At 72.5% G+C, this 26834-nt stretch carries 23 protein-coding genes; 9 read left to right on the top strand and 14 right to left on the bottom strand.

Going from position 1 to position 26834, the window contains the following annotated elements; all coding sequences use genetic code 11:
• Positions 1 to 5 precede the first annotated feature (5 nt).
• Entirely contained in the window at positions 6 to 722 is a 717-nt protein-coding gene (locus ACZ7KF_RS31235) for an aspartate/glutamate racemase family protein (RefSeq protein ID WP_471082419.1), read from the bottom strand.
• 5 nt (positions 723 to 727) lie between these two features.
• Positions 728 to 2182, bottom strand: a complete 1455-nt coding sequence (locus tag ACZ7KF_RS31230; RefSeq protein ID WP_471082416.1) for an NCS1 family nucleobase:cation symporter-1 — start codon at positions 2180 to 2182, stop codon at positions 728 to 730.
• Between the two features lie 144 nt (positions 2183 to 2326).
• Here ACZ7KF_RS31230 and ACZ7KF_RS31225 point away from each other — a divergent pair, with 144 nt between their 5' ends.
• A complete protein-coding gene (locus tag ACZ7KF_RS31225) occupies positions 2327 to 2986 on the top strand; it encodes a GntR family transcriptional regulator (protein ID WP_471082413.1) in 660 nt (219 codons plus the stop codon).
• Between the two features lie 19 nt (positions 2987 to 3005).
• Here the strand turns inward: ACZ7KF_RS31225 and ACZ7KF_RS31220 are convergent, their stop codons facing one another.
• Complete coding sequence (locus ACZ7KF_RS31220) at positions 3006 to 3701, bottom strand: uracil-DNA glycosylase (RefSeq protein ID WP_471082410.1); 696 nt, start codon at positions 3699 to 3701, stop codon at positions 3006 to 3008.
• Between the two features lie 219 nt (positions 3702 to 3920).
• Between ACZ7KF_RS31220 and ACZ7KF_RS31215 the strand changes: the two genes are divergently transcribed.
• Positions 3921 to 4664: an RNA-binding S4 domain-containing protein gene (locus ACZ7KF_RS31215; RefSeq protein ID WP_471082407.1), complete on the top strand. Its 744-nt coding sequence runs from the start codon at positions 3921 to 3923 to the stop codon at positions 4662 to 4664.
• Between the two features lie 122 nt (positions 4665 to 4786).
• Here ACZ7KF_RS31215 and ACZ7KF_RS31210 read toward each other — a convergent pair whose 3' ends face one another.
• Positions 4787 to 5236 (bottom strand): DoxX family protein, encoded by a 450-nt coding sequence (locus tag ACZ7KF_RS31210; RefSeq protein WP_471082404.1) that lies wholly within the window; start codon positions 5234 to 5236, stop codon positions 4787 to 4789.
• Positions 5237 to 5356: 120 nt separating this feature from the next.
• The gene (locus ACZ7KF_RS31205) at positions 5357 to 6037 is read right to left on the bottom strand and encodes a class I SAM-dependent methyltransferase (RefSeq protein ID WP_471082401.1); all 681 of its coding nucleotides are present in this window, start codon (positions 6035 to 6037) and stop codon (positions 5357 to 5359) included.
• Positions 6038 to 6329: 292 nt separating this feature from the next.
• Here ACZ7KF_RS31205 and ACZ7KF_RS31200 point away from each other — a divergent pair, with 292 nt between their 5' ends.
• Positions 6330 to 6626: a DUF6343 family protein gene (locus ACZ7KF_RS31200; RefSeq protein ID WP_471082398.1), complete on the top strand. Its 297-nt coding sequence runs from the start codon at positions 6330 to 6332 to the stop codon at positions 6624 to 6626.
• Between the two features lie 135 nt (positions 6627 to 6761).
• On the opposite strand, the gene ACZ7KF_RS31195 is transcribed toward ACZ7KF_RS31200, so the two are convergent.
• From ACZ7KF_RS31195 to ACZ7KF_RS31185, 3 genes are all read right to left on the bottom strand, one after another.
• The gene (locus ACZ7KF_RS31195; RefSeq protein ID WP_471082395.1) at positions 6762 to 7142 is read right to left on the bottom strand and encodes a tetratricopeptide repeat protein; all 381 of its coding nucleotides are present in this window, start codon (positions 7140 to 7142) and stop codon (positions 6762 to 6764) included.
• 49 nt (positions 7143 to 7191) lie between these two features.
• The gene (coaE, locus tag ACZ7KF_RS31190) at positions 7192 to 7809 is read right to left on the bottom strand and encodes a dephospho-CoA kinase (RefSeq protein WP_471082392.1); all 618 of its coding nucleotides are present in this window, start codon (positions 7807 to 7809) and stop codon (positions 7192 to 7194) included.
• Between the two features lie 120 nt (positions 7810 to 7929).
• Positions 7930 to 8868 (bottom strand): PAC2 family protein, encoded by a 939-nt coding sequence (locus tag ACZ7KF_RS31185; protein ID WP_471082389.1) that lies wholly within the window; start codon positions 8866 to 8868, stop codon positions 7930 to 7932.
• Positions 8869 to 9093: 225 nt separating this feature from the next.
• Between ACZ7KF_RS31185 and ACZ7KF_RS31180 the strand changes: the two genes are divergently transcribed.
• Positions 9094 to 10056: a right-handed parallel beta-helix repeat-containing protein gene (locus tag ACZ7KF_RS31180; RefSeq protein ID WP_471082386.1), complete on the top strand. Its 963-nt coding sequence runs from the start codon at positions 9094 to 9096 to the stop codon at positions 10054 to 10056.
• Positions 10057 to 10249: 193 nt separating this feature from the next.
• Here the strand turns inward: ACZ7KF_RS31180 and rpsA are convergent, their stop codons facing one another.
• The gene (gene rpsA, locus ACZ7KF_RS31175; RefSeq protein ID WP_067042841.1) at positions 10250 to 11740 is read right to left on the bottom strand and encodes a 30S ribosomal protein S1; all 1491 of its coding nucleotides are present in this window, start codon (positions 11738 to 11740) and stop codon (positions 10250 to 10252) included.
• Positions 11741 to 12111: 371 nt separating this feature from the next.
• Between rpsA and ACZ7KF_RS31170 the strand changes: the two genes are divergently transcribed.
• A complete protein-coding gene (locus tag ACZ7KF_RS31170) occupies positions 12112 to 12948 on the top strand; it encodes a class I SAM-dependent methyltransferase (RefSeq protein ID WP_471082797.1) in 837 nt (278 codons plus the stop codon).
• Between the two features lie 199 nt (positions 12949 to 13147).
• Complete coding sequence (locus ACZ7KF_RS31165; RefSeq protein ID WP_471082382.1) at positions 13148 to 15856, top strand: ATP-dependent RNA helicase; 2709 nt, start codon at positions 13148 to 13150, stop codon at positions 15854 to 15856.
• On the opposite strand, the gene pgfA is transcribed toward ACZ7KF_RS31165, so the two are convergent.
• From pgfA to ACZ7KF_RS31150, 3 genes are all read right to left on the bottom strand, one after another.
• Entirely contained in the window at positions 15846 to 16838 is a 993-nt protein-coding gene (gene pgfA / locus ACZ7KF_RS31160) for a cell envelope lipid trafficking protein PgfA (protein WP_471082379.1), read from the bottom strand. The genes ACZ7KF_RS31165 and pgfA overlap by 11 nt on opposite strands.
• Before the next feature lie 28 nt (positions 16839 to 16866).
• A complete protein-coding gene (locus ACZ7KF_RS31155; RefSeq protein ID WP_471082376.1) occupies positions 16867 to 17001 on the bottom strand; it encodes an SPW_0924 family protein in 135 nt (44 codons plus the stop codon).
• Between the two features lie 155 nt (positions 17002 to 17156).
• On the bottom strand, positions 17157 to 18935 hold the full coding sequence (locus tag ACZ7KF_RS31150; RefSeq protein WP_471082373.1) for a lytic transglycosylase domain-containing protein: 1779 nt from the start codon (positions 18933 to 18935) through the stop codon (positions 17157 to 17159).
• A 316-nt stretch (positions 18936 to 19251) separates the two neighbouring features.
• Here ACZ7KF_RS31150 and ACZ7KF_RS31145 point away from each other — a divergent pair, with 316 nt between their 5' ends.
• A complete protein-coding gene (locus ACZ7KF_RS31145; protein WP_471082370.1) occupies positions 19252 to 20130 on the top strand; it encodes a DUF4184 family protein in 879 nt (292 codons plus the stop codon).
• Here the strand turns inward: ACZ7KF_RS31145 and ACZ7KF_RS31140 are convergent.
• Positions 20030 to 20449, bottom strand: a complete 420-nt coding sequence (locus tag ACZ7KF_RS31140) for a hypothetical protein (RefSeq protein ID WP_471082367.1) — start codon at positions 20447 to 20449, stop codon at positions 20030 to 20032. The two genes, ACZ7KF_RS31145 and ACZ7KF_RS31140, sit on opposite strands and share 101 nt — an antisense overlap.
• 568 nt (positions 20450 to 21017) lie before the next feature.
• Entirely contained in the window at positions 21018 to 23744 is a 2727-nt protein-coding gene (gene polA / locus ACZ7KF_RS31135; RefSeq protein WP_471082364.1) for a DNA polymerase I, read from the bottom strand.
• A gap of 237 nt (positions 23745 to 23981) precedes the next feature.
• On the opposite strand from polA, the gene ACZ7KF_RS31130 reads away from it, so the two are divergent.
• Together ACZ7KF_RS31130 and ACZ7KF_RS31125 are read left to right on the top strand one after the other, a co-directional pair.
• Complete coding sequence (locus ACZ7KF_RS31130) at positions 23982 to 26294, top strand: FdhF/YdeP family oxidoreductase (RefSeq protein WP_471082361.1); 2313 nt, start codon at positions 23982 to 23984, stop codon at positions 26292 to 26294.
• A gap of 48 nt (positions 26295 to 26342) precedes the next feature.
• Positions 26343 to 26834, top strand: coding sequence for a hotdog fold thioesterase (locus tag ACZ7KF_RS31125; RefSeq protein ID WP_471082358.1), 492 nt, complete (start codon positions 26343 to 26345; stop codon positions 26832 to 26834).

The following is a 26834-nucleotide window of genomic DNA, read 5'->3' as shown; positions in this document are numbered from 1 at the left end:
GTCCGTCACGCCCGGCCCCACACCCTTCTCTTCGGGAGCGGCTTCTCATAGCCGCCCGCCCGGCTCGTCGTCAGTCCCAGGCCCACCAGCGACTCCGCGAGCTTCACCGCCGCCCCGACGCCGTCGACCACCGGCAGCCCCAGCTTCTCGCCCACCGTCCGCTGCAGACCCGTCATCCCGGCGCAGCCGAGGACGAGGACCTCGGCGCCGGCGTCCCGGACGCGTTCGGCGGCGGCCAGGAACGCGGCCTCGGTACGGGCCGGATCCGCGGCGAGATCGAGAACGCCGAGGCCGCTGCCGACGACGGCGGCGCAGTTGCGGGCCACGCCCGCTGTCTCCAGGCTGTCCTCGATCTGGCCGCGGGACCGGTCGAGGGTGGTGACGACGCCGTAGCGGCGCCCGAGGAGACAGGCGAGGTGTGCCGCGGCCTCGGTGATGTCCACGACCGGCACGTCCGCCAACTCCCGTACGCCTTCCCGCCCGTGCTCCCCGAACCCGGCCAGCACGACCGCGTCGTAGGCCGGACCGTCGTACGTCCGCAGCGCGTCGAGGACGGCCGCGGCCGACAGATAGCTGTCCAGCCAGCCCTCGGCGGACTCGGGGCCCCAGCCGGGGGTCAGGCCGGCGACGGTGGTGCCCGGGCCCGCGGCACCCCGGGCGCCGCGGACGATCTCCTCGGTCATCTCCCGCGTGGTGTTGCAGTTGGTGACGATGATCCGCACGCCCGTCAGCCCTCCCCCGCCGCCGCGCGCTCCCGACGGCACAGCGTCGCGTACAGTGCCGCCGCGAGTGCGGTGCCGATGAACCAGGAGTACGGGGACACGGCGCTGAAGCTCCGCACGAGCGCGAGGACGGCGGCGACCGCGGCGGAGGGCAGGAACGCCCACAGCGCCTTGGGGTTGACGCCCTTGCGGTAGTGGTACGGGGTGCCGGGCCGGGCGTCGAAGAGCGCGTCGGCGTCGACCGTGCCGCGCTTCACCCAGTAGTAGTCCACCATGATCACGCCGAAGAGCGGGCCCAGGAAGGCACCGAGTCCGCCGAGGAAGTAGTTGACGACGGTCGGGTTGGAGAAGAGGTTCCAGGGGGTGACGACCAGGGCCGCCACCGTGCTGATCAGGCCGCCCGCCTTGAAGGTGATCTTCTGCGGCCAGACGTTGGCGAGGTCGTACGCCGGTGAGACGAAGTTGGCGACGATGTTGACGCCCATGGTGGCGATGGCGAAGGTCAGCGCGGCGACGACGAGCACCCAGGTGTTGCCCACCCTGGCGACCAGCTCCGCCGGGTCGGTGATGGCCTGCCCGAACGCTTCCGACGAGCCCGCTGTGACGATGACCGAGACGACCACGAACGCGGTGGAGTTGATCGGCAGACCCCAGAAGTTGCCGCGGCGGACGGTCCTGTGGTCGGGCGCGAAGCGGGAGAAGTCGCAGAAGTTCAGCATGAGCGTGCCGTAGGTGGCGAGGATCAGGCCGATCGCGCCGAACCACTGCCGCCACTGCTCGCCGACGGAGACCGGGTGCGGGGTGGAGGTCAGCGAGATGCTCCAGTGGGCCTCGGCGAGCACCCACACCGCCAGCGCGATCATCACCAGCCAGATCGCCGGGCCGCAGAAGTCCTGGAACTTCCGTACCGACTCCATCCCCCGGCTGATGATCAGTGCTTGGAGCAGCCAGAGCGAGACGAAGGAGATCCAGCCGAGCGCGTCCAGACCGAGGAAGGAGTGGTGCGTCAGCGACTCCAGGCCCGGCCAGGCCGCCAGCAGCATCACATTGACGGCGACGGAGGCCAGATAGGTCTGGATGCCGTACCACATGATGGCGATCACCGCCCGGATCAGCGCCGGGATGTTGGCGCCCCAGACGCCGAAGCTGATGCGGCTGACGACCGGGAACGGCACCCCGTGCCGCTGGCCGATCCTCCCCATCCGGTTCATGCCGGCGTAGATCAGCACGAAGCCCACGAGGAGGGAGGTGAAGACCTGCCAGACGTTCATGCCGAGGACCAGCAGGCCGGCGGCGAAGGTGTAGTTGCCGAGGTTGTGGACGTCCGACATCCACATGGCGAACAGATCGAAGACCTTCCAGTTCCGCTGCTTCGCGGGGGCGAGGTCCTCGTTGACGAGGCGGGGATCGGGGCCGGACGCGGGGGCGCCGGTGGCGTGGGTGCGGTCGGCGAGGGACACGGGGCCTCCATGGACGAGGGGACGGAGGACGGCGGCCGTTTGGTATACCAAACTGCCGCCATGGTCCCGCCGTCAAGCGTTCGGACCGATGTCGTCGCCATTACGGCCCCGTAAAAGACCGCCGGCTTCGGCGAAGATGGGCCCATGACGAAGACCGAACCCCTGGGCGCGGTGCGCGAACGGGTCCTGGCGAGCCTGCGGGAGGACATCATCGCCGGGCGCCTCGGCCCCGGTGACCGGCTCGTCGAGCGGGAACTGGCCGAGCGGTTCGGCGTCTCGCGGGTGCCGGTGCGAGAGGCGATCCGCGCCCTGGTCGCCGAGGGCTTCGTCCTCTTCGAGTCGGCCCGCCGCACGGTCGTGCGCCGGCTCACCCCGGCCGATGTCAGGGAACTCTTCGAGCTGCGCGAGGCGTTGGAGGTGTACGCGGCGGGGCTGGCGGCGGCCCGGACGACCCCCGAGGCGCTGGCGGAGCTGCGGGACCTGCTCGACCAGGCGGCCCTGGCGACCAAGGACGAGGACGCCGAGGCGATCACGGACGTCAACACGCGCTTCCACGACCGCGTCCTCGCCATGGCCGGCAACGGCCTGCTGATCTCGGTCATGGAACCGGTCGACGGCCGCCTGCGCTGGCTCACCCGGCGGAACGAGGAATGGCCCCAACTCCTCGCCGAACACCGCGAGCTGTACGAGGCCATCGCCTCCGGCGACCCGGACCGTGCCCGCACCCACGCCCTCGGCCACGTCCGCGCCAACTACCGCTCGACGGTACGGCACCTGTTCGGCGAGGACTCCGAGGCCGGCTGAGGGAGGCCCCCGGGACTCGTCACGGCAGCCCGGCCGCCTCCGCCGCCCCGCGCAGGACCTCGCGCAGCATCTCGGCGGTCAGCCGCCCGGTGAAGGTGTTGCGCTGGCTGACGTGGAAGCAGCCGAAGAGGTCCAGGCCGTCGAGCGCGACCCGGGTGCCGTGAGCGAAGGCAGGACGGGGGCGGGGCACCGTCCAGCCCGCCTCCGCGAACGCGGGCAGCGCGGCCTGCCAGCCGAAGGCGCCGAGGACGACCGCGGCCCGCAGCATCGGCCGCAGCAGCGTCAGCTCCTGGACCAGCCAGGGCCGGCAGGTGTCGCGTTCCCCGGGGGTCGGCTTGTTGGCGGGCGGCGCACAGTGCACGGGCGCGGTGACCCGCACGCCGTGCAGCTGGAGGCCGTCGTCGGCGCTGACGGAGGTGGGCTGCGAGGCGAGCCCCACGTCGTACAGCGCCTGGTACAGCACGTCTCCCGAGCGGTCGCCGGTGAACATACGGCCGGTCCGGTTGCCGCCGTGCGCGGCCGGGGCCAGTCCGATGATCGCCAGCCGGGCGTCGGCCGGGCCGAACCCGGGCACCGGCCGTCCCCAGTACGTCCAGTCGGCGAACGCGGCTCGCTTCGTACGGGCCACCTCCTCACGCCAGTCGACCAGCCGGGGACAGGCCCGGCAGTCGGCGACGCGCCGATCGAGGCGGGCGAGGGCGCTGCTGTCGTCCATGTCGTCACCGTATGCCCCGTGAGGCCGGCCTGAGCAGGGCGAGGATCGATGCGGCGCGGGGGGGCATGGCGGGCGCGGCGGACGGTCGGGGTCGGCGGCATGGCGGGTCGGCGGTCGGCGGTCGGCGGTCGGCGGTCCGCGGTGCACGCTGGGTGATGGCCGGCGCGGTCACCGAAAAACGCTTCCGGCTCGGCGGCCCCCGGGCGTTAGGGTCGGGGCATGGCTTCCGAGGATGCGGACGAGAACGTGGACCGTGCGACCGGCGAGGAAACCGGCGGCCCTGGCGGAACCGGCGGGGCCGGCGCCGTCGGCTCTGGTGCTGACGGGACCGGTGAGCTTGGCGGGTCTGCTGGGACGGGCTCCGCCCCTGCCGGGCAACCGCTCGATCCCAAGATCGCCGCGGCGGTGGCCGCCGCCGAGGCCGCCGGGCCCGCCAACGGCGAATCCGTCCGCGTCGACAGCTGGATCTGGGCCGTCCGTCTGATCAAGACCCGCTCTCTCGGCGCCACCGCCTGCCGGGGTGGACATGTCCACGTGAACGGCGAGCGGGTGAAGCCCGCCTATTCCCTGCGCGTGGGCGACGAGGTACGGCTGCGGCACGAGGGCCGGGAACGGATCGTGATCGTCAAGCGCCTGATCCGCAAGCGGGTCGGTGCGCCCGTGGCCGTCCAGTGCTACATCGACAACTCCCCTCCGCCTCCGCCCCGCGAGGCCGTCGCCCCCGCGGGCCTCCGCGACCCCGGCACCGGCCGCCCCACCAAGCGCGACCGCCGCGAACTGGAACGCCTCCGCGGACTCGCCCAGGGCGCCCCCGGAGGCTTCGCAGGCTTCACCGGAGCGAGCGGGCCCGGTGGCTCGGGCGGCTCCGGCGGGCGTGGGCGACGTGGGGGCTCCGGAAGCGCCGGGGCGGGCGGTGGCTCCGGTGCACCCGGCGGCTCGGGTGGGCCCCCGCGCGGACGGTGAGCGGACGAGGAGCCACCCAGCACTGCCTCCCCACGCCCAACCGCGTTCATCGCCGCCCCAGGCTCACAGCGCCCAGGTGGCGGGGACGGCCCTCCCGGCCGTGCCCGCCACCGTCGGCGGTGTCACCGTCGGCTCAGCAGCCGCAGCAGGTCGCCGTTGTGCGCCCGGCGGGTCCAGGCGATCAGGGCGAGCGGTGCGATCAGGATCAGCGGGGTCGCCGCGTTCTGGCCGTCGAACGCGGTGAGCTGGACGATGAACGCTCCCGCCATGAGCGCACCGAGAGCGATCGCGGCCACGGACTGCAGCATCGGGATCAACAGCGCGACCGCTCCGGCGAGTTCGAGCGCGCCGATGGTGTACATCGCCCCGCTGCCCCAGCCGATCTTGTCGAAGGACTCGACGGCCGTCGGGTGCGCTATGAGCTTGGGCAGGGCGCTCGCGATGCCGAAGAACAGGGCGAGCAGGATCTGCACGGTCCGCAGCGCGCCCCGGGCCGCCCGTACCCGGCCGGTGGGCGAGCCGGTGGAGCCCACGGATGTCGGGGAGCTGACGGGGGCGGTGGTCTCGGACATGAGGGTCTCCTGATGAAGCGGTGCCGGTTGCTTTCATGGAGGTAGACCGATCAGAGGCCGAGAACTCATCGCCGGCGAGACCATCACCCCGTCCCGTCCGCCCTGTCCTCCCCTACGCCCCTACGCCGCGCGCACCGCCCTCACCCACATCCCGTCCGGTGTCAGATAGCGGTCCACCTCCAGTCCCGCTTCGGCCAGCGCAGACTCGAACTGCTCCTTCGTCAGGGGTCTGGCGAGGAACGTCTGTGTCCAGACCGCGTCCGGGAACGCGTACTCCGCGCGGACGGAGTTCACCCCTTCCCCGGCCGGCTCCACCGACGCGATCCGTACCGTGAAGCCGCTGGGGTCGACCCGCTCTCTGGGCACGTCGGTGTGGTAGTCCGGGCCCTCCCGCTGGATGAGCACACAGCCGCCCTCCGCCACATGCCGGGCACAGGTGCGCAGCATGCCCCTGCGCACCTCCTCGTCACCGCTGTGCACCAGGAACGACGCGAGCATCACCACGTCGAACTTCTCGCCGAGGTCGAGCTCCTCGACGGCGGCGCATATCGTGCGCGCCCCGCGGACCCGGGCCAGCATGTCGGCGGACTCGTCGACCGCCGTGACCGTGAAGCCGCGCTCCAGCAGGGGATGGGTCACCCGGCCCACCCCGCTGCCCAGCTCCAGGATGTGCGCCCCGGCCGGCACCGCCGCCGCGATGATGTCCGGCTCGTCGCCCACCGGGAGCCGTGTGTACAGCTCGACCGCGCAGCCGTCCGGGGTGATCGCTCCCGGTCCCGTGCCCTCGTATCCCTCACGCATGTCGATCCTCATGCCCGGACAACGGCCCGCTCCCGCACACCCGTTCCCACACTCCCCCAGTTCACCCGTTCGAGCTATTCAGCCCGGAACGGGAACTCTCCGTGCCCGATGTACGAGCAGCCGGCCGGCCGCCGACGGCCGCCGACCGCCCGCCCCACGGAGGGCGGGCGCGGCAGCCAGGTCACCGGCAGGTACCGGGAGATCGCGGCCGGGATCCCGTGGTGGGCCCGCCCGTCGGGTGTTGATGGACGTGCGCGTCGAGGAGTACGTTGCCAGCAGGAGCGGTGATCCGATGCGTACGGGCAGTGAACCGGTGACCGCGCGCAGTGCACTGCGGGCGCGGTTCTGGCTGAGCGTGTGGGGACTGGTCTGGACAGTCTTCGGGACGGCGGCTTTCGCGCTGGTCGGGCGCCCGGGCTGGGCGGCGGCCTGCGGCGTGCTGTGGCTGCTGGTCACCATCGACATGGCCATGATCCTCAGACACATCCGGCAGGGCCCGCACTACCAGCCGGGGCGCGACGTTCCGCCGTACCCGCCGCCGGAGGGCGGGCCGCCGTATCCGGGTCCGCCGAGGCACCGCCACCCCTGAGCGGCACGACCCAGCGCCCCTCCGGCCGAGCGGCCGTGCCGGCGCCCCGCACCGTCCGCCGAGGAGCCGTGCCGACGCCGCGCACCGTCCGCCGAGCGGCCGTGTCGACGCCGCGCACCGTCGGCTCGCCGGCCGTCAGTCCTCGAAGCGCGCCGCCCGCAGGTACCGCGGGTTGGGGTCGAGCGCGGCTGCCAGCCTGAAATGGCGCTTGGCCTGGTCGGGGCGGCCCTGGCGCTCATAGGTCCGGGCGAGGGCGAAGTGCGCGAACGCGTTGTCCGGCTCGCGCTCCAGCACGATCGTGAACTCCAGCTCGGCGGGCCGCAGTTGCGCGGCGGCGAAGAAGGCACGCGCACGAAGCAGACGGGCGGCGGTGTTCTCGGGATGCGCGGCGATGACTCCGTCGAGCAGCTTCACCGCGCCCCGCGGATCCCGCGCGTTGAGCAGCTGCTCGGCAGCGCGGAAGTCGATGACATGCGTCTCCGGAGTACGTCCGGTGGAACCGCTGGTCTCGGGCACGGCTGAGTCCTTCCCTTGCTCCAGCGCTTCAACGCCCCGGACCGGCCGCCTATTCCGCGTCCGTGGCCTCCCGCCGGGCCCGGCGGACGAGCTCGTCCCAGACCTCGGCGACGCGCTTCCTCAGCGCGTCCAGGGGTACGTCGTTGTCGATCAGGATGTCGGCGATCTCCCGGCGCTGCTCGCGCGTCGCCTGCGCGGCCATGCGCGCGCGGGCGTCCTCCTCGGTCGTCCCGCGCAGCCGCACCAGCCGGTCCAGCTGGGTCTCGGGGCTCGCGTCCACGACGATCACGACGTCGTAGAGCGGGGCGAGACCGTTCTCGGTGAGCAGGGGCACGTCGTGGACCACCACGGCGTCCTCGGCCGCGGCGCTCTCCAGTTCGCGGGAGCGGGCGCCCACCAGGGGGTGCACGATCGAGTTCAGGACGGCGAGTTTGTCCGGGTCGGCGAAGACGATCGAGCCGAGCCGGGGGCGGTCCAGGCTGCCGTCGGCGGCCAGGACGTCCGCTCCGAAGGCGTCGACCACGGCCGCGAGGCCGGGGGTGCCCGGCGCCACGACCTCACGCGCGATGCGGTCCGCGTCGATCAGCACGGCCCCGTGCTCCACGAGCAGCCGCGACACCTCGCTCTTGCCGGCGCCGATCCCGCCGGTCAGGCCCACTGTCAGCATGAGCGGAAGCCTAGACGCTTCGCCCCGCGGCCGGTCCGACGGGTGCGGGCCGACGGAACCGGTCGTGCCCGCGTGGTGGGGCCGCACATCGACGCGGCCCCGCGCCTCGGCGGGCGCGGGTCAGTTGTCGCCCTCGCGCTCCGCCAGGAACCGCTCGAACTCCTGCCCGATCTCGTCGGCGGAGGGGATCTCCACGGGCTCGGCCAGCATGTTGCCCCGGGTCTCGGCACCGGCCGCGGCGTCGTACTGGTGCTCCAGGCCCTGGACGAGCGCGGTCAGTTCCTCGTCGCCCTCCTGGATCTGCCGGTCGATCTCGGTCTGGGTGCGGTGGGCGTCGGTGCGCAGGGAGTGCGCGACGCCGGGCAGGACCAGGCCGGTGGCGGCCGTGATCGCCTCCAGGACGGTCAGCGCGGCGTCCGGGTACGCGGACCGGGCGATGTAGTGCGGGACGTGCGCCGCGACTCCCAGGACGTCGTGCCCTGCCTCCATGAGGCGGTACTCGACCAGCGACTCGGCGCTGCCGGGCACTTGCGCCTCGTCGAAGGGGCTGCGGTGGCCGGGGACCAGGTCGGTGCGGTTGCCGTGCGGGGTCAGGCCCACGGGGCGGGTGTGCGGCACGCCCATCGGGATGCCGTGGAAGTTCACGGACAGGCGCACACCCAGCCGCTCCACCATCTGGCGCACCGCCGCCGCGAACCGCTCCCACTCCACGTCCGGCTCGGGACCGGACAGCAGCAGGAAGGGGGCACCGGTGGCGTCCTGGACGAGGTGGACTTCGATGGCCGGGATCTCGTAGTCCGTCCAGCGGTCCCGCTTGAAGGTCAGCAGGGGCCGCCGGGCCCGGTAGTCCACGAGCCGGTCGTGGTCGAACCGGGCCACGATCTGGTGGGGCAGTGAGTCGAGCAGCCGGTCGACGATCTGGTCTCCGGTCTCACCCGCGTCGATGTATCCGTCGAAGTGGTAGAGCATGACAAGGCCGGCCGACTCCTGGGCGAGCGCCATGTCGACCACGGCGAGGCCCTTCGGCTCCCATGCGTACAAACCCTGCGGATCAAGCACTGTGACCGCTCCTCCTCGTGTTCCCCCTGGACAACGCGCCCTGGAATGCGGGAATTCCCGCGACACGCCGCTGATCTGCGATCTCGCGCGGGACATCTTGACGCCCCGTCACCTGGTCCGTACCTTCACGGCCATCGGCGTTCACGTTGGCGTCCATCGTTCATGTATGAGATCGAACCATCGTTCATGTATGAGACCGATCGATCCGTCCGACAGGAGAGCCCCATGCGCATACGCACACCGCTCACTTCCCTGCTCGCCACGGCGCTCGCAGCCGGCGGCCTGCTGCTGACCGCCGGCGGCCCCTCCGCGGCCGCCACCACGATCGAGGTGACGACCGCGGCCCAGCTGAAGACCGCTCTCGGCGCCGCCGCACCCGGCGACACGATCCACCTGGCGGACGGCACCTACACCGGGAACTTCAAGGCGACCACCCCGGCCACGGCATCCGCCCGCATCACCCTCACCGGCTCCCCCCGGGCCGTGCTCACCGCCGGCGGCGGTTACGGACTGCACCTGAACGGCGCCTCCTACTGGACGGTCGGCGGCCTGACCGTGACCGGCGGCCAGAAGGGCATCATGATCGACGCGTCCAGGGGTGTCGTGGTGGACGGCGTGACGGTGCACGACCTGGACATGGAGGGCGTGCACTTCCGCAACTCCAGCACGGACGGCGTGATCAGGAACTCGAAGATCTACGACACCGGCAACGACGGCCGGGGCATGGGCGAGGGCGTGTACGTGGGGACCGCGAACACGCTGTCCGACAACAGCGACCGCATCCAGATCCTGGGCAACACGATCGGCCCGGACGTCGGCGGCGAGAACATCGACATCAAGGAGGGCACGACCGGTGCCCGCATCATCGGCAACACCTTCGACGGCAGCGGTCTGACCGGCGCCAACTACGACGACTCCTGGGTCGACGTGAAGGGCGACGACGTCCTCGTCCAGGACAACACCGGCAAGAACACCACCAACGACGGCTACCAGACCCACACCCAGCAGTCCGGCTGGGGCTGCGGCACGGTGTTCAAGGGCAACAAGTCGACATTGTCGGGTGCCACCGGCTCCACCCAGCTCGCCATCGACGTCACCAACAACAGCGCGAGCTGCAGGACGACGGTCTACACCGGCAACACGGTGACAGGCGGCAAGGGTCTGACGAACATCCCGGTCACTTCCTGACGAGGGACGCGGCGCCCGCCGGAGAGCGTCCTGACGGGGGACGCGGCGCCCGCCGGGAGACCCGGGAACCGCCCGACCGGCCACCACCGGCCCGACGCCCGAAGCGCGGGGGCCGGGTGCGGAAAACTCCGAGGGGCCGCACCTCGAAAGGTACGGCCCCTCGGCACTAACGGCTAAGCCTCAGCGGCAGCGTTCAGCTCTGGCCGCCGGCCAGCTTCTCGCGCAGCGCGGCAAGCGCCTCGTCCGAGGCAAGCGCGCCGGACGTGTCGGCACCCTCGGAGGAGTACGAACCGCCGGTCGCGGCCGGAGCCGCAGCCTCGCCGCCCTCGGCCGCGGCAGCGGCGTCGGCCTCGCGGGACTTGATGACCTGCTGCTGGTGCTGCTCGAAGCGCTGCTGCGCCTCGGCGTACTGGCGCTCCCACTCCTCGCGCTGCTTCTCGTAGCCCTCGAGCCAGTCGTTGGTCTCGGGGTCGAAGCCCTCGGGGTAGATGTAGTTGCCCTGGTCGTCGTAGGACGCGGCCATGCCGTACAGGGTCGGGTCGAACTCGACCGAGGCCGGGTCGGCACCGAAGGACTCGTTGGCCTGCTTCAGCGAGAGGCTGATGCGGCGACGCTCGAGGTCGATGTCGATGACCTTGACGAAGATCTCGTCGTTGACCTGGACGACCTGCTCCGGGATCTCCACGTGGCGCTCGGCCAGCTCGGAGATGTGGACCAGACCCTCGATGCCCTCGTCCACGCGGACGAACGCACCGAACGGCACCAGCTTCGTGACCTTGCCGGGCACGACCTGGCCGATCTGGTGGGTGCGGGCGAACTGCTGCCACGGGTCTTCCTGGGTCGCCTTCAGCGACAGGGAGACACGCTCGCGGTCCATGTCGACGTCGAGAACCTCGACGGTGACCTCCTGGCCGACCTCGACAACCTCGGAGGGGTGGTCGATGTGCTTCCAGGACAGCTCGGAGACGTGGACCAGACCGTCGACGCCACCCAGGTCCACGAAGGCACCGAAGTTGACGATCGAGGAGACCACACCGGAGCGGACCTGACCCTTCTGGAGGGTCGTGAGGAACGTCTGGCGGACCTCGGACTGGGTCTGCTCCAGCCAGGCACGGCGGGACAGGACCACGTTGTTGCGGTTCTTGTCCAGCTCGATGATCTTCGCCTCGAGCTCCTTGCCCACGTAGGGCTGGAGGTCGCGGACGCGGCGCATCTCGACCAGGGAGGCCGGGAGGAAGCCGCGGAGGCCGATGTCGAGGATGAGACCACCCTTGACGACCTCGATGACGGTACCGGTGACGATGCCGTCCTCTTCCTTGATCTTCTCGATGGTGCCCCAGGCACGCTCGTACTGGGCGCGCTTCTTCGAGAGGATCAGGCGGCCTTCCTTGTCCTCCTTCTGGAGGACCAGGGCCTCGATCTCGTCGCCGACGGCCACGACCTCGTTCGGGTCGACGTCGTGCTTGATCGAGAGCTCGCGGCTCGGGATGACACCTTCGGTCTTGTAACCGATGTCGAGCAGGACCTCGTCCCGGTCGACCTTCACGATGACGCCGTCGACGATGTCGCCGTCGTTGAAGTACTTGATCGTCTCGTCGATCGCTGCGAGGAAGGCTTCCTCGTTACCGATGTCGTTGACCGCAACCTGCGGGGTGGTGGCGGTGGTCTCGGTGCTGCTCGTCATGTGGGAAAGGGCTCCGGTACGGACATTGAAGTCGTAGGTACTGCTTACGCCGGGAGCCCGTTTCGCTCTGCAGAAGCCGGACAGCCAAGGAAGCGCCACATTGAGCACCGGGTGCCCGGTGGCGCCTCGACAACCGAGGGGACATACATACAGATGCGAGCGCAGCCTGCTACGTCTGAGGTGCGCAGGCTCGCAGCGCAACTTGTAGCATACGGGGGCAGCCGGACAGGGTCAATGCGCGAAGGCGCCCACCCGGGGCGGATCGCCGCATTCCCGGCGGAATATTCACCCCAACGGGCCACACAGGCCCATGGGAACCCTTCCGCGCGGACCTCCGGCGGGTTGGACGGAAGAGTACGACGAGGGAGCCGATCATCCAAGAGTCGGAAGCGCACGACCCTGAGGTCTCCGAGGGTTTCGAGCCGGAGGCCACGCGACGTGACGCGGATGTCACGGAGAGTTCCCGGGCCAATCGCGGCTGGTGGGACCGTAACGCGGACGAGTACCAGATCGAGCACGGCACGTTCCTCGGCGACGACCGCTTCGTGTGGGGCCCGGAGGGCCTGGACGAGGTGGAGGCCGAGCTGCTCGGTCCGGTGGAGGAGCTGAAGGGCAAGGACGTCCTGGAGATCGGCGCGGGCGCGGCGCAGTGCGCGCGCTGGCTGGCCGCCCAGGGCGCGCACCCGGTGGCGCTGGACCTCTCGCACCGCCAGCTGCAGCACGCGCTGCGCATCGGCGGATCGTTTCCGCTGGTCTGTGCCGACGCCGGCGCGCTGCCCTTCGCGGACGCCTCCTTCGACCTGGCGTGCTCCGCGTACGGGGCGCTGCCGTTCGTGGCCGATCCGCGGCTCGTGCTGCGCGAGGTGCGCCGGGTGCTGCGACCGGGCGGACGGTTCGTGTTCTCGGTGACGCACCCCATCCGCTGGGCGTTCCCGGACGAGCCGGGCCCCGAGGGCCTGTCGGTGTCCGCGTCCTACTTCGACCGCACGCCCTACGTGGAACAGGACGACCAGGGCCACGCGGTCTACGTCGAGCATCACAGGACGCTCGGCGACCGGGTGCGGGACGTCGTGGCCGCCGGTTTCCGGCTGGTGGACCTGGTGGAGCCGGAGTGGCCGGCCTGGAACACCTCGGAGTGGGGCGGCTGGTCGCCCCTGCGCGGGAACCTGATCCCCGGCACGGCGATCTTCGTGTGCGAGCGGGACTGAGGGCAGCCGCCGCCGCGCGCCTGCCCGCACCTCCTTTCCCGTACGCGTCCCTGCGCCTTCTCTCACGTACGCGCACGCGGCACCTCCTTTCACACGCACACGCGCGCGCGTGTGCGTGACGCGTGTGTGTGAGCGGCGTACCTGCGGCCCCGCACGCACGCGTGCGGGGCCGTTTCGGTCCTCGTACGACACTGGGGGCGTGATCCGTTACGACGCTCTGGACGCACTGCCCGTGCGGTCCGCCCTGCCCGCCCTGACCGACGCCCTGGAGGGTGACGGCACCGCCGTGCTCGTGGCACCGCCCGGCACCGGCAAGACGACGCTGGTGCCGCTGGTGCTCGCGGGGCTGGTCGGGGGCGGTCCGGCGCGGCGGGTCGTGGTGGCCGAGCCGCGGCGGATCGCGGCGCGGGCGGCGGCCCGGCGGATGGCGTGGCTGCTGGGCGAGCAGCCCGGCCGGAGCGTCGGTTTCACGGTGCGCGGCGAGCGGGCCGTGGGGCGGCACACGCGGGTGGAGGTCGTGACGACCGGTGTCCTGCTGCAGCGGCTCCAGCGCGACCAGGAGCTGGCCGGTGTGGACGTCGTCGTCCTGGACGAGGTCCACGAGCGGCATCTGGACGCCGACACGGTGGCCGCGTTCCTGTGGGACGTACGGCAGGCGCTGCGGCCGGAGCTGCGGCTGGTGGCCGCGTCGGCGACCACGGACGCGGAGGGGTGGGCGCGGCTGCTCGGCGGGGCACCGGTCGTCGAGGCGGCGGGTGCGGCGCATCCGGTGGAGGTGGTGTGGTCGCCGCCGGCCCGTCCGGTCCGGCCGCCCCACGGGATGCGGGTGGATCCGGCGCTGCTGGCGCACGTGGCGTCGGTGGTGCGGCGGGCGCTGGCCGAGCGGGCCGGGGACGTGCTGTGCTTCTTGCCGGGCATGGGCGAGATCGCGCGCGTGGCGGCCCTGCTGGGGGACCTCGGTGACGTCGAGGTGCTCCAGGTGCACGGGCGGGCGCCGGCCGCGGTGCAGGACGCGGTGCTGGCGGCCGGGCGGCGGCGCCGGGTGGTGCTGGCGACGGCCGTGGCGGAGTCCTCGCTGACCGTGCCCGGGGTGCGGACGGTGGTCGACTCGGGGCTGGCGCGGGAGCCGCGGGTGGATCACGCGCGCGGGCTGAGCGGGCTGACGACCGTACGGGCGTCGCGGGCGGCCGGACGGCAGCGGGCCGGGCGCGCCGGGCGGGAGGCGCCCGGTGCGGTGTACCGGTGCTGGGCGGAGGCCGAGGACGGCCGTCTGCCGGCGTTTCCCGCTCCGGAGATCAAGCTGGCCGACCTGACCGCGTTCGCCCTTCAGGCGGCCTGCTGGGGCGACCCGGACGCCTCCGGGCTGGCGCTGCTCGATCCGCCGCCGGGCGGGGCCATGGCGGCGGCGCGGGAGGTGCTGTCGGCCGTGGGAGCGGTGGACTCCGCCGGGCGGGCGACGGAGTCCGGCGTGCGGTTGGCTCGGCTGGGGGTGCACCCTCGGCTGGGACGGGCGTTGCGGGACACGGCCGGTGCGGGGGCCGAGGTCGTCGCTCTGCTGTCGGAGGAGGTGCCGCGGGAGTACGGGGACGATCTCGCGGGTGCTCTGCGGCGGGTACGGCGCGGGGGTGACGCCTACGCGGGGCGGTGGGCCGCGGAGGTGCGGCGGCTGCGTGCCGTCTCCACGGAGTTCGCCCACCCGCCCACCCATGACCACCGGCACCGGGTGAACGCCGGGGCAGGACCGGCCGGCGAGGCCGGGAGGCGGGAGCACCCGGCGGCGGGCGAGAAGCAGGGCCGCGGAGTGGGCGGCGGGGTGCAGGGACGGGCGGGGGTCGGTGCGGGGCCGGGGCGGGCGGGGGTCGGTGCGGGGCCGGGGCGTGCCGTGGCTGCCGGTGGGGGGAACGGCGGGGTCCGGGTGTGGGGCGGGGGTGGGGAGGACGACGGGGTCGTCGGGCTTGTCGCCGCCCTTGCCTTTCCCGAGCGCGTGGCCAAGCTGGACGGTGGTTCGTATCTCATGGCGTCCGGGACCCGGGCCGAGTTGTCCGAGGGATCCGCTCTGGGCGGCGCTCCCTGGATCGTCGTGGCCGTCGCCGACCGGCCCTCCGGCAAGGGGCACGCGCGCGTGCGGCTCGGGGCCGCCGTGGCGGAGGACGTGGCGCTGGCCGCCGCCGGGGCCCTGCTGGCGGAGCGGGACGAGGTGCACTGGGCCGACGGGGAGGTCGTGGCCCGGCATGTCGAACGGCTGGGGGCGATCGAACTGGCCGTACGGCCGCTGAAGGGCGCCGAGCCGGCCCTCGTCCGCGGCGCCCTCCTCGAAGGGCTGCGGCAGGACGGCTTCGGGCTGCTGCGCTGGTCGCCCGACGCGCAGGTGCTGCGGCAGCGGCTGGCGTTCCTGCGGGCGCATCTCGGGGAGCCGTGGCCGGACGTGTCGGACGCGGCACTCCACGCGCGCGTGGACGAGTGGCTGGAGCCGGAGCTGAGCAGGGCCGTGCGGCGCACCGATCTCGCGCGGATCGATGCCGGGCAGGCCCTCGCGCGGCTGCTGCCCTGGGCGGGCGGGGAGGCGGCCCGGCTGGACGAACTGGCGCCCGAGCGGATCACCGTGCCGAGCGGGTCCAGGATCCGGATCGACTACCAGGATCCCGAGCGCCCGGTCCTCGCGGTGAAGCTGCAGGAGATGTTCGGGCTGCGGGAGACGCCGACGGTGGCGGGCGTGCCGCTGCTCGTGCATCTGCTCTCCCCGGCCGGCCGGCCCGCCGCCGTCACGGCCGACCTCGCCTCCTTCTGGCGGGACGGCTACCGCGCCGTCCGGGCCGAGCTGCGCGGCCGGTACCCCAGGCATCCGTGGCCCGAGGACCCGGCGACGGCGGAGCCCACGCGGCACACCAACGCGCGGCTCAGGCGCTGACCGGTTCGGGTTCCTCCGACTGCGTGGGGGCGGGGTCCCGCGGGCGGCGGGCGCGGGCCTCCAGCCAGAGGGCGAGGGCGAGGAGCAGCACGCCGAGGGCGAGCGAGCCCCCGGGGACGTAGGAGGTGAGGGCCAGGACGAGCGTGCGGTTGTGCTTGACCAGGGCGACCGTGTGGTCGATGTAGTCCGCGCGCATCTTCACGTGCCCGGCGAAGGCGGTGACGCGGGGGCGACCGCCGAGCAGGGTGCCGCCGCGCAGTTCCTCCTTGTGGATCTCCTCGCCGTACACGGGTGCCCCGGTGACCGGCTCGACCCAGAACCTGCGGACCGTGGAGTACCAGCGGGTGGTGCCGGTCTTGGCGACCGACTCCGGTGTGATGCCCTGCACGGGCATGGTCTTCGGCATCGTGACCCTGGTCCAGGGGACGGTCTGCTCGAAGAAGTAGACCGTCAGGCCGCGGAAGGTCCGGGTGCCCCGGTAGTGGATGGGGCTGGTGGTGCGGGTCTGCGCGTCGAAGTACTCGTAGTCCCGTTTCTGCGTCAGGAAGGGCCACTTGAACTCGATGCCCTCGCGTTTCACCGGGTCGCCGTCGACCGTCTCGCCGGTGGCGTGCACGGGGTCCTGGCTGTGGGCGTCGAAGACGTACCGCTCGGGCACCTTGGAGACCATCTTGCCGTCGGGGCCCTGGACGTAGGACAGGCCGTCCCAGACGACGACCGGCCGGCCCGCCGTCCTCTCGATCTTCTCCGCGGCCTCCACATCGCCCTTGAGGGTCTGCACGATGGTGACCTTGGAGACCTTCTTCGCGCGCATGGTGCCGTAGTCGAGGAGGGTGGCGTCCCTGGCCTCCAGGACCATGTCCTGGTACTGGTTCGCGGGGATCCGGGCCAGGCGCGGGAAGGCGTACCAGCGCAGGAGCGGGGCCAGCGCCGCGCAGAAGACGGCGCAGGCGAGCAGGACCAGGCTTGCCTTGCGGCGCATGGAAGGCCTCCCTCCCGGACGGGCGCGGTTACGGGTGCGAGGGCACCGTCGTCAGCAGCGGCTTGGGGGACGTGCGGCCCGACGGCGAGCCCAGTGCACTGATCGCGAGGACCAGGGCGAACGCGAGGGCGAGACCGGTCGCGGCGGCGATCAGGGCGCGCATGCGGGGCCTCCCGGCGGACGGTCGGTGTCCTGAGCGGTTCTGATGGTGCGTCAGGTCCGGCACCGTAGCAACGGGCGGGCGAGATGAGAACAGCGGTGCACGCACGAACGAGGGCGCCCTCCCCGCCGGTGCGGGAAGGGCGCCCTCGCGTGGGCTCAGGAGGAGGCGGACGGGCTCGGGGAGGGGGTCTCGGGGGAATCGGCGGCAGCGGCTGTGACCGTCAGCTCCACGGTGAGCGTCGCGCCGCCCGTGGTGGTGATGCGGAGCAGGAAGGTTCCGGTGGTGTCGTCCGCGTACAGCTTCGGCAGCGTGATCAGGCCCTTCGCGTCCGTCTGGAGGCCGGCGAGCGTGCGTACGGTCTTGCCGTCGGCGTCCTTGAAGTAGGGGCCCTTGTCGTTCTCCGTGGCGTCGGTCGCAGACGTGACGAGGGTGGCGGTCGCCGCGACCTTGTCCGCGACGGCACCCTTGTACGTCGCCTTCACCTGCACCTGGTCGGCGAACTCGCCGCCCGCGGTGCAGGTGAGCGGGGTGTCGCTGGTGCGGGCCAGGGTGTCGGCGGCGCGCGCGGTGACGGTGGCCGTGTAGTCGACGCCCTCGACCGAGCGGCCCACGACGGCCGCGGTGACCTTGAAGGCGCCGGTCTTCTCGCCCGCCTGGAGCGCCGGGGCGAGTGCGACACCCTTGGCGTCGGTCGCGACCGTGGCCACGGTCTCGCCGCCGTCGAAGGTGGCGTCCGTGTCCCCGGTGATGGTGAACCGGACCCTGATCTTGGCGACCGACTTGCCGGCCTTGGTCTCGGCGCGGGTGCCGATCCGTTCGGTGAAGGCGTCGCCGGCCATGGCCGTGAGCTTCTCCGTGCCCGCGTCCTCCAGGTGGTCCACCAGGTCCGTCTGGCTCGGAGGGGTCGGCGGGACCGGCGGGAACGGCGGCTTCGGCGGCTTCGGCGGCTTCGGCGGCTTCGGCGGCTTGGGGGCGGGCGTCTCGTTGCCGCCGTTCCCCTCGTGCCCCTTGCCGCCGCCGGGCTTGTCGGGCTTCTGGTCCGGCTCGGTCCTCGGCGGGTTCGAGGGCTGCGGGGACGTGGTGTGGCCGGAGCCGTTGTCGCTGCGGTGCTCGGGCAGGTCGCCGGAGCCGTCGGGGACGGAGTGGGTGCCCTTGCGGTAGTACTCCATCCAGTTCAGGACCAGGTTGAGGTAGTCCTGCGAGTTGTTGTAGCTGAGGATCGCGCGGTGCAGGCCGTCCTCGGTGGACATGTCCCAGCTGTTGCGGCACAGGTAGTGACCCGCGGCGAGCGCGGCGTCGTAGATGTTGTTGGGGTCCTTCTTGTCGTCCCCGTTGCCGTCACGGCCGGCCCAGGCCCAGGTGGACGGGATGAACTGCATGGGGCCGACGGCCTGGTCGTAGGCGCTGTTGCCGTCGTACGCGCCGTCGTCGGTGTCCGCGATGAGCGCGAAGCCGTTGCCGTCGAGCTGCGGGCCCAGGATCCGGTGCAGCGTGGTGCCGTTCGCGTCGACCTGTCCGCCGCGGGCCTGTCCGGACTCGACGTTGCCGATGGCGGCGAGCAGTTGCCAGGGCAGGTTGCAGCCGGGCTTGCTGGAGCGCAGTTCGGCTTCGGCCTTCTTGTAGGCGTCGAGCACCGTCGCCGGGACGCCGGCCTCGCCCCCGCCCCGGGAGACGGGGGTGCCGGCGCTGGAGGAGGGGCTGGGGTTGGGGCTGTTGAGGGGCGGCAGGTCCGTGTAGTACGGCGAGTTGCCGGTGGCGTTGCCGCCGGCGGACCCGTCCGGTACCGGGGCGGAGGCGCCGGTCGCCGTCTGTCTGCCGTGATCCTCGTCGGCCACTCCCGGAGCCTGGGACGCGGAGAGAGCCGCGACCGCCGCCGCGGCCACCGCGGTGGTCGCCGCCCCCTTGCGCAGCCGCCTGCCGAAATGCGCCGCCATAGAGTGAACCCCTCCCATGGACGCCCGTGCGTCCGTCTCCGCCTGTCTGCCTCGCTCTGGTGTGACGGTTGAGCCGGTGCTGTGGTTGCCCCTGTGCCGCCCTTCCATCCCTGCGACGTGTGTACGACCGTGCGTCCCGCACGGTGACCCAGGTGACCCTACGACAACTTGCTGTGAGCGGGCACCTGTTCGCTCCCGTATTTCACCGGTTGGCCAACTGTCGTCGCCCTGGACGCGCCCGGACGGCGGTCGCGCATACTGGCCGGGACTGATCACCGGCACCGAAGTCCGGGCCGTCGACGCTCTGGGGGCTCCGTTGCCGTTCACTCTCAGCCATGCGGCGGCCGTGCTGCCCGCGATCCGCCGGGACGGGCGCGGCCGGGGGCCGTTGGTGCCCGTGGTGCTCGTCACGGGCTCCTTCGCGCCCGACATGCCCTATTTCGCGGCCGGTGTCCTGCCGGGGGGCATGGAGTTCGGCACGGTCACGCACGGGTTCGCCGGGGTCGTCACGGTGGACGTGCTCATCGCCTGGGCGCTCGCGGGGCTGTGGCTGCTGGTCCGGGAGCCGTTGCTCGCGCTGCTGCCGCGCGCCCGGCAGGGCCGGCCGGCCGGGCTGCTGCGCTGTGGTGCGCCCCGTGCGCGCCTGGGGGCCGTGTCGGCGGGGCGGTGGTACGCCTCCGCGGTGCTCGGTGCGCTCACCCATGTGGTGTGGGACGCGTTCACGCATCACGACCGGTGGGGTACGCGGCTGGTTCCGGCCGTCGGGCGGGCCCGTCCGGCGGGCATGCCGCTGTTCACCTGGCTGCAGTACGGGTCGTCGGTGGCGGGTGCCCTGCTGATCGCGGTGGCCGCGGTGCGTGCGCTGCGCCGGGCGCCGGACGGGGGACCGGCGGGGGTGCCGGTGCTGTCCGCGCGGGACCGGTGGTGGGCGCTCGCGGTGATCGGCGGCTGCGCGGTGGCCGGGGCGGTGCAGCGGACGGCGCAGTGGCGGGAGGCGCGCGGTACGGCCGCGCCGCTGTGGGAGCTGGTGCCCACCCTGTGCTTCGGGGCGGGCGCGGGAGTGGTCCTGGGGGTGCTGGTGTACGCCGTCGGGGTCAGGGTCTGGCGTCCGGCCGCTGGTCCCGGGGGTCCTGGGGGGCCCGGGGATCCCGGTGAGATGGTCGGTGCGGGGCGGGGGCGGCCGGCCGCTCGGTGAGGGAGGCGACGAAAACCGTGAGGGTGGGCCGGGGGCGCGTCCTCGGGATCGCCGCGAGCGTGAGGGCGAGGTAGCCGCGGGCCAGGTCGGTCCACTGGCGCCAGTCGGGCAGGTGGGCCGGGCGGCCGGTGAGCCGGCGCCGGAGGTCCTCGGTGACCGTGCGGACGGTCGTGGCCAGGTCGGCCGGGATGCGGGCGGTGCTTGCGTCGGCCGCGAGGGCCGGGACCGGCGCGGCGGGCATGGCCTGCGCCGAGGCGGTGTCCGCCCAGACCCCGGTGGCTGCCTCGGGCGTCCGGCGGTGAAGCATGCGTATACCCATGCCCGCAGTGTTGCGGCTGCGGGGGGTGCGGGGCGTTCTGGCGGGGGCCACGAGAGTGACGGGTCCCTCCGGGGGTTCGGCCCGGTGGGTGCGAGTGGCGTAAGGGCCCCTCCGGTCACGGCGGGTCGGGCACCACCGGCTCGCGTCGCGGGGAGGGACCGCCGCTGCGCCCCGGAGCCCCCACCGACCCGACCCAGCGCATCCCGACCCGGACCGACCCGGCGCATCCCGACCCGGACCGACCCGGCGCATCCCGACCCGACCCAGACCGACCCAGCCCAGCCAAGCCCGTCCCGACCCGGCCCAGCTCCGTCCAACCCGACTCGGCCCAGCCCAGCTCCGTCCAGCCCAGCTCGACCCAGCCCAGCTCCGTCCAGCCCGACTCGGCCCGGCCCAGCTCGGTCCAGCCCGACTCGGCCCGGCCCGACCGGTGCGTGGCGGCCGGTGCGCGCCGACCGGGAGGGGGCGCGTCGGGCTGTGCGGCGGCGGAGGGGGCGTCGAGCCGCACAGGGGCTTGTGGCGCCCGTGTGCGCTCGGCCGTGGTGCCCCTCCGCTGCCGCGCGGCAGCCTAGTGCGCGGCCGACTCCCAGTCCGGGCCCACGCCCACCGAGACGTCCAGCGGAGCCCTCAGGTCGACGGCGCCGGCCATCTCCCGGCGGACGATCTCCTCGGCCGCCGCCCGCTCGCCGGGGGCGATCTCCAGCACGATTTCGTCGTGGACCTGGAGGAGCATGCGGGACCGGAGGTCCGCCTCGCGCAGCGCGCTGTCCACCTTGAGCATGGCGATCTTGACGATGTCCGCCGCCGTGCCCTGGATGGGCGCGTTGAGAGCCATGCGCTCGGCCGCCTCGCGGCGCTGCCGGTTGTCGCTGTTGAGGTCGGGCAGATAGCGCCGGCGTCCGAAGAGCGTCGCCGTGTAGCCCGTCGCGCGCGCCTCGTCCACCGCCCGGCGCAGATAGTCCCGGACCCCGCCGAAGCGCTCGAAGTACGCGTCCATGAGGGCGCGGGCCTCGGCCGCCTCGATGTTCAGCTGCTGGGAGAGGCCGAACGCGGACAGACCGTAGGCGAGGCCGTACGACATCGCCTTGATCTTGCGGCGCATCTCGGCGTCCACCGCGCCGGGCTCGACGGCGAACACCTGGGAGGCGGCCGTGGTGTGCAGGTCCTCGCCGGAGGTGAACGCCCGGATCAGGCCCTCGTCCTCGGAGAGGTGAGCCATCACGCGCAGTTCGATCTGGCTGTAGTCCGCGGTCATCAGGGACTCGAAGCCCTCGCCGACCACGAAGCCCCGGCGGATCGCCCGGCCCTCGTCGGTGCGGACGGGGATGTTCTGGAGGTTCGGGTCCGTGGAGGAGAGGCGTCCGGTCGCGGCCACCGTCTGGTTGAACGTGGTGTGGATCCGGCCGTCGCCCGCGATGGTCTTGATCAGGCCCTCGACGGTGACCCGCAGCTTCGCCTGCTCACGGTGGCGGAGCATGATCACCGGGAGTTCGTTGTCGGTCTGGTGGGCGAGCCAGGCCAGCGCATCGGCGTCGGTGGTGTACCCGGTCTTGGTCTTCTTCGTCTTCGGCAGGGCCAGCTCGCCGAAGAGGACCTCCTGGAGCTGCTTGGGCGACCCCAGGTTGAACTCGTGACCGGCCGCCGCGTGCGCTTCCTTCACGGCCTGCTGCACCGCACCCGCGAACATCTGTTCCATCGCTTCGAGGTGCGTACGGTCGGCCGCGATGCCGTGGCGCTCCATGCGGGCGAGCAGGGCCGAGGTGGGCAGCTCCATGTCGCGGAGCAGGTCGGCGGCGCCCACCTCCTCCAGACGGCCCTCGAAGGCCTCGCCGAGGTCCAGGACCGCGCGGGCCTGGACCATCAGCGACTCGGCCTCGGCACCGTCGTCCGCGCCGAAGGCGAGCTGACCGTCGGCCGCGGCGGCGGGGGCCAGCTCGCGGTGCAGGTACTCCATGGACAGCGCGTCCAGGTCGAAGGAGCGTCGGCCGGGCTTGACCAGGTAGGCCGCGAGCGCGGTGTCCATGGTGACGCCCTCGACGCTCCAGCCGTGCTCGGCGAGGACGCGCATGGCGCCCTTGGCGTTGTGGAACACCTTCGGGCGGTCCGGGTCGGCCAGCCAGGCCGCGAACGCGTTCTCGTCGGCCTCGTCCAGTTCGGACGGGTCGAACCAGGCCGCCGCTCCCCCGGCCGCCGCGAGGGCGACCTCGGCGACCGAGCCGGTGCCCAGCGCCCAGGTGTCGACGGTGGCGACGCCGAGGGTCCCGGTGCCGTGCCCGGCGAGCCAGGGGGCCAGCTCGCCGGTGCCCAGGACCGTGCCGTCGATCTCGACGCCCTCGGCGACCACCGGGGTGGTCTCCGCCTCTTCCGTGCCCGGGTCGACGGCGAAGAGGCGTTCGCGCAGGGACGGGTTGCGGATCTCCAGGGTGTCCAGGACCATCGCGACGGTCTTGCGGTCGTACGGGGCCCGCTCCAGGTCGGCGACCGACTTCGGCAGCTCGACCTGGCGCTCCAGCTCGGTGAGGACGCGGTTGAGCTTGACCGACTCCAGGTGGTCGCGGAGGTTCTGGCCGGCCTTGCCCTTGACCTCCTCGACCCGCTCGACCAGCTCGGCGAACGAGCCGAACTGGTTGATCCACTTCGCCGCGGTCTTCTCGCCGACGCCGGGGATGCCCGGGAGGTTGTCGGACGGGTCGCCGCGCAGGGCGGCGAAGTCCGGGTACTGGGCGGGCGTCAGGCCGTACTTCTCGAAAACCTTCTCCGGGGTGAACCGGGTCAGCTCCGAGACGCCCTTCGTCGGGTAGAGCACGGTGATGTTCTCGGTGACCAGCTGGAAGGAGTCGCGGTCGCCGGTGACGATCAGCACCTCGAAGCCCTCGGCCTCGGCCTGGGTGGCGAGGGTGGCGATGATGTCGTCCGCCTCGAAGCCCGCCACGGCGAAGCGCTGCGCGTGCATCGCGTCCAGCAGCTCGCCGATCAGCTCGACCTGGCCCTTGAACTCGTCCGGGGTCTTGGAGCGGTTCGCCTTGTACTCGGTGAACCGCTCGGAGCGCCAGGTCTTGCGGGAGACGTCGAAGGCCACCGCGAAGTGCGTGGGCGCCTCGTCGCGCAGGGTGTTGGCCAGCATCGACGCGAAGCCGTAGATCGCGTTCGTCGGCTGGCCGGTCGCGGTCGTGAAGTTCTCCGCGGGCAGCGCGAAGAACGCGCGGTAGGCCAGCGAGTGCCCGTCCATGAGCATCAGCCGGGGACGGGGACCGCCGGGGGTCTTGTCGGTCTGCTTCGGTGCTGTCTCTGCCACGCCCCCGATCCTGCCACGCCCCACTGACAGTCCGGGCCGCGCGCCTCCGGCGCATGTGAGAGCCGCCACAGCGGCCGAAGCGCGGCCGGTGAGGAGGGAGAGGGGACCGGTGCCGAGGAGACGGCCGGTGGAGCGGGCGGGCGGGCCGTCCTCCGTCGGCCCGGACGGCAGCGGTGCCGGTCCGCCGTGGGAGGATCGTCGGCGTACTTCTCACACGCAGTCGAAGGGGAGCGTGCGATGGCGACGAAGCCGCCCAAGGGTGATCCGGTTCAGGACGCGCCGCAGGTCGCGGAGCCGAAGCACGCGGCAGCGGGGCTGCCGGCCATCGGGCACACGCTCCGCATCGCCCAGCAGCAGATGGGAGTGCGGCGCACCGCGCTGACGCTGCTGCGGGTGAACCAGAAGGACGGCTTCGACTGCCCGGGCTGCGCGTGGCCGGAGCCGGAGCACCGGCACGCGGCGGAGTTCTGCGAGAACGGTGCCAAGGCGGTGGCCGAGGAGGCCACGCTGCGCCGGGTCACGCCGGAGTTCTTCGCCGCGCACTCCGTCGCGGACCTGTCCGGCCGCAGCGGCTACTGGCTGGGGCAGCAGGGCCGGCTCACGCACCCCATGTACCTCCCCGAGGGGGGCACGCACTACGAGCCGGTCTCCTGGGAGCGGGCCTTCGGCATCGTCGCCGACGAGATCGCCGCTCTGGGCTCCCCGGACGAGGCCGTCTTCTACACCTCGGGCCGCACCAGCAACGAGGCGGCGTTCCTCTACCAGCTCTTCGCGCGCGAGCTGGGCACGAACAACCTGCCGGACTGCTCGAACATGTGCCACGAGTCGTCCGGGTCGGCGCTCAGCGAGACGATCGGGATCGGCAAGGGCAGCGTCCTGCTGGAGGACCTGTACCAGGCCGACCTGATCATCGTCGCGGGCCAGAACCCCGGCACGAACCACCCGCGCATGCTCTCCGCGCTGGAGAAGGCCAAGGCGAACGGCGCGAAGGTCGTCAGCGTCAACCCGCTGCCCGAGGCGGGCCTGGAGCGCTTCAAGAACCCGCAGACCCCGCAGGGCCTCCTCAAGGGCGCCGCCCTCACCGATCTGTTCCTGCAGATCCGCATCGGCGGCGACCAGGCCCTCTTCCGTCTCCTCAACAAGCTGATCCTGCAGACCGAGGGCGCGGTCGACGAGGAGTTCGTCCGCGAACACACCCACGGGTACGAGGAGTTCGCCGAGGCAGCCCGCGCCGCCGACTGGGACGAGACGCTCACGGCGACCGGCCTCACGCGCGCGGAGATCGAGCAGGTCCTCGGCATGGTGCTCGCCTCGAAGCGGACCATCGTCTGCTGGGCCATGGGGCTCACCCAGCACAAGCACGCCGTGCCGACCATCCGCGAGGTGGTCAACTTCCTGCTGCTGCGCGGCAACATCGGCCGCCCGGGCGCGGGCGTGTGCCCGGTGCGCGGGCACAGCAACGTCCAGGGCGACCGCACCATGGGCATCTTCGAACGGCCCGCGCCGGCCTTCCTGGACGCCCTGGAGAAGGAGTTCGGGTTCGCGCCGCCGCGCGAGCACGGCTTCGACGTGGTGCGGGCCATCCGCGCGCTGCGCGACGGCGAGGCCAAGGTCTTCTTCGCCATGGGCGGCAACTTCGTCTCCGCCTCGCCCGACACCGAGGTCACCGAGGCCGCGATGCGCCGCGCGCGGCTGACCGTGCACGTGTCGACGAAGCTGAACCGCTCGCACGTGGTCACGGGCGCGCGGGCACTGATCCTGCCGACGCTGGGGCGGACCGAGCGTGATGTGCAGAGCAGCGGTGCGCAGTTCGTGACGGTGGAGGACTCCATGGGCATGGTGCACGCCTCGCGCGGGCGCCTGAAGCCCGCGGGCCCGCAGCTCAGGTCCGAGCCCGCGATCGTCTGCGGTCTCGCGCGCCGGGTGCTCGGCGAGCGCAGCGTCGTGCCGTGGGAGGAGTTCGAGAAGGACTACGCGACCGTCCGGGACCGCATCGCGCGGGTGATCCCCGGTTTCGAGGACTTCAACGCGCGCGTGGCCCGGCCCGGCGGCTTCGCGCTGCCGCACGCCCCGCGCGACGAGCGCCGCTTCCCGACCGCCACGGGCAAGGCGAACTTCACGGCGGCGCCGGTGGAGTACCCGAGGCTGCCCGAGGGCCGGCTGCTGCTGCAGACCCTGCGCTCGCACGATCAGTACAACACCACGATCTACGGACTGGACGACCGCTACCGGGGCATCACGGGCGGGCGCCGGGTGGTGCTGGTGCACCCCGAGGACGCGCGGTCGCTCGGGGTCGCCGAGGGAGCGTACGTCGACCTGGTGAGCGAGTGGCGGGACGGGGTGGAACGGCGGGCGCCCGGTTTCCGGGTCGTGCTGTATCCGACGGCCCGGGGGTGCGCGGCGGCGTACTACCCGGAGACGAACGTGCTGGTGCCGCTGGACGCCACCGCCGACACCAGCAACACCCCGGCCAGCAAGTCCGTCGTCGTACGTCTCGAAGATCACACCGGGAGCGCGGGCGGCCGTCTGGAACAATCGGCGACCGACTGAGCGTTTGCTCAGTGAGCGGACAGGTGGACGAAGAACGGAGCCGGCCCCATGGGTGAGCAGCAGCGAGTGAAGTTCCCGCAGGAGGTCCTCGACGAGTACGCGGCGCTCGGCGTGGACCTGCCGGCCCTGTTCTCGGCCGGGCATCTGGGCACGCGCATGGGTGTGCAGATCCTCGAGGCCTCGGCGGAGAAGGTCGTCGGGACCATGCCGGTGGAGGGCAACACCCAGCCGTACGGCCTGCTGCACGGCGGCGCCTCCGCGGTGCTGGCGGAGACCCTGGGGTCGGTCGGCTCCATGCTGCACGGCGGCAGCTCGAAGATCGCGGTGGGTGTGGACCTGAACTGCACGCACCACCGCGGGGTCCGCTCGGGTCTGGTGACGGGCGTGGCCACGCCGGTGCACCGGGGCCGGTCCACGGCGACGTACGAGATCGTGATCAGCGACGAGGAGGGCCGCCGGGTCTGCAGCGCCCGGCTGACCTGCCTGCTGCGAGACGTGCGGCCCGGCGAGGGCGTCCCGGAGCAGACCACCGGAAGCTGA

Source organism: Streptomyces sp. NPDC038200, assembly GCF_055600785.1.
The sequence above is the reverse complement of the archived record's forward strand: the minus strand, read 5'-3'. Positions and strand labels throughout refer to the sequence as shown.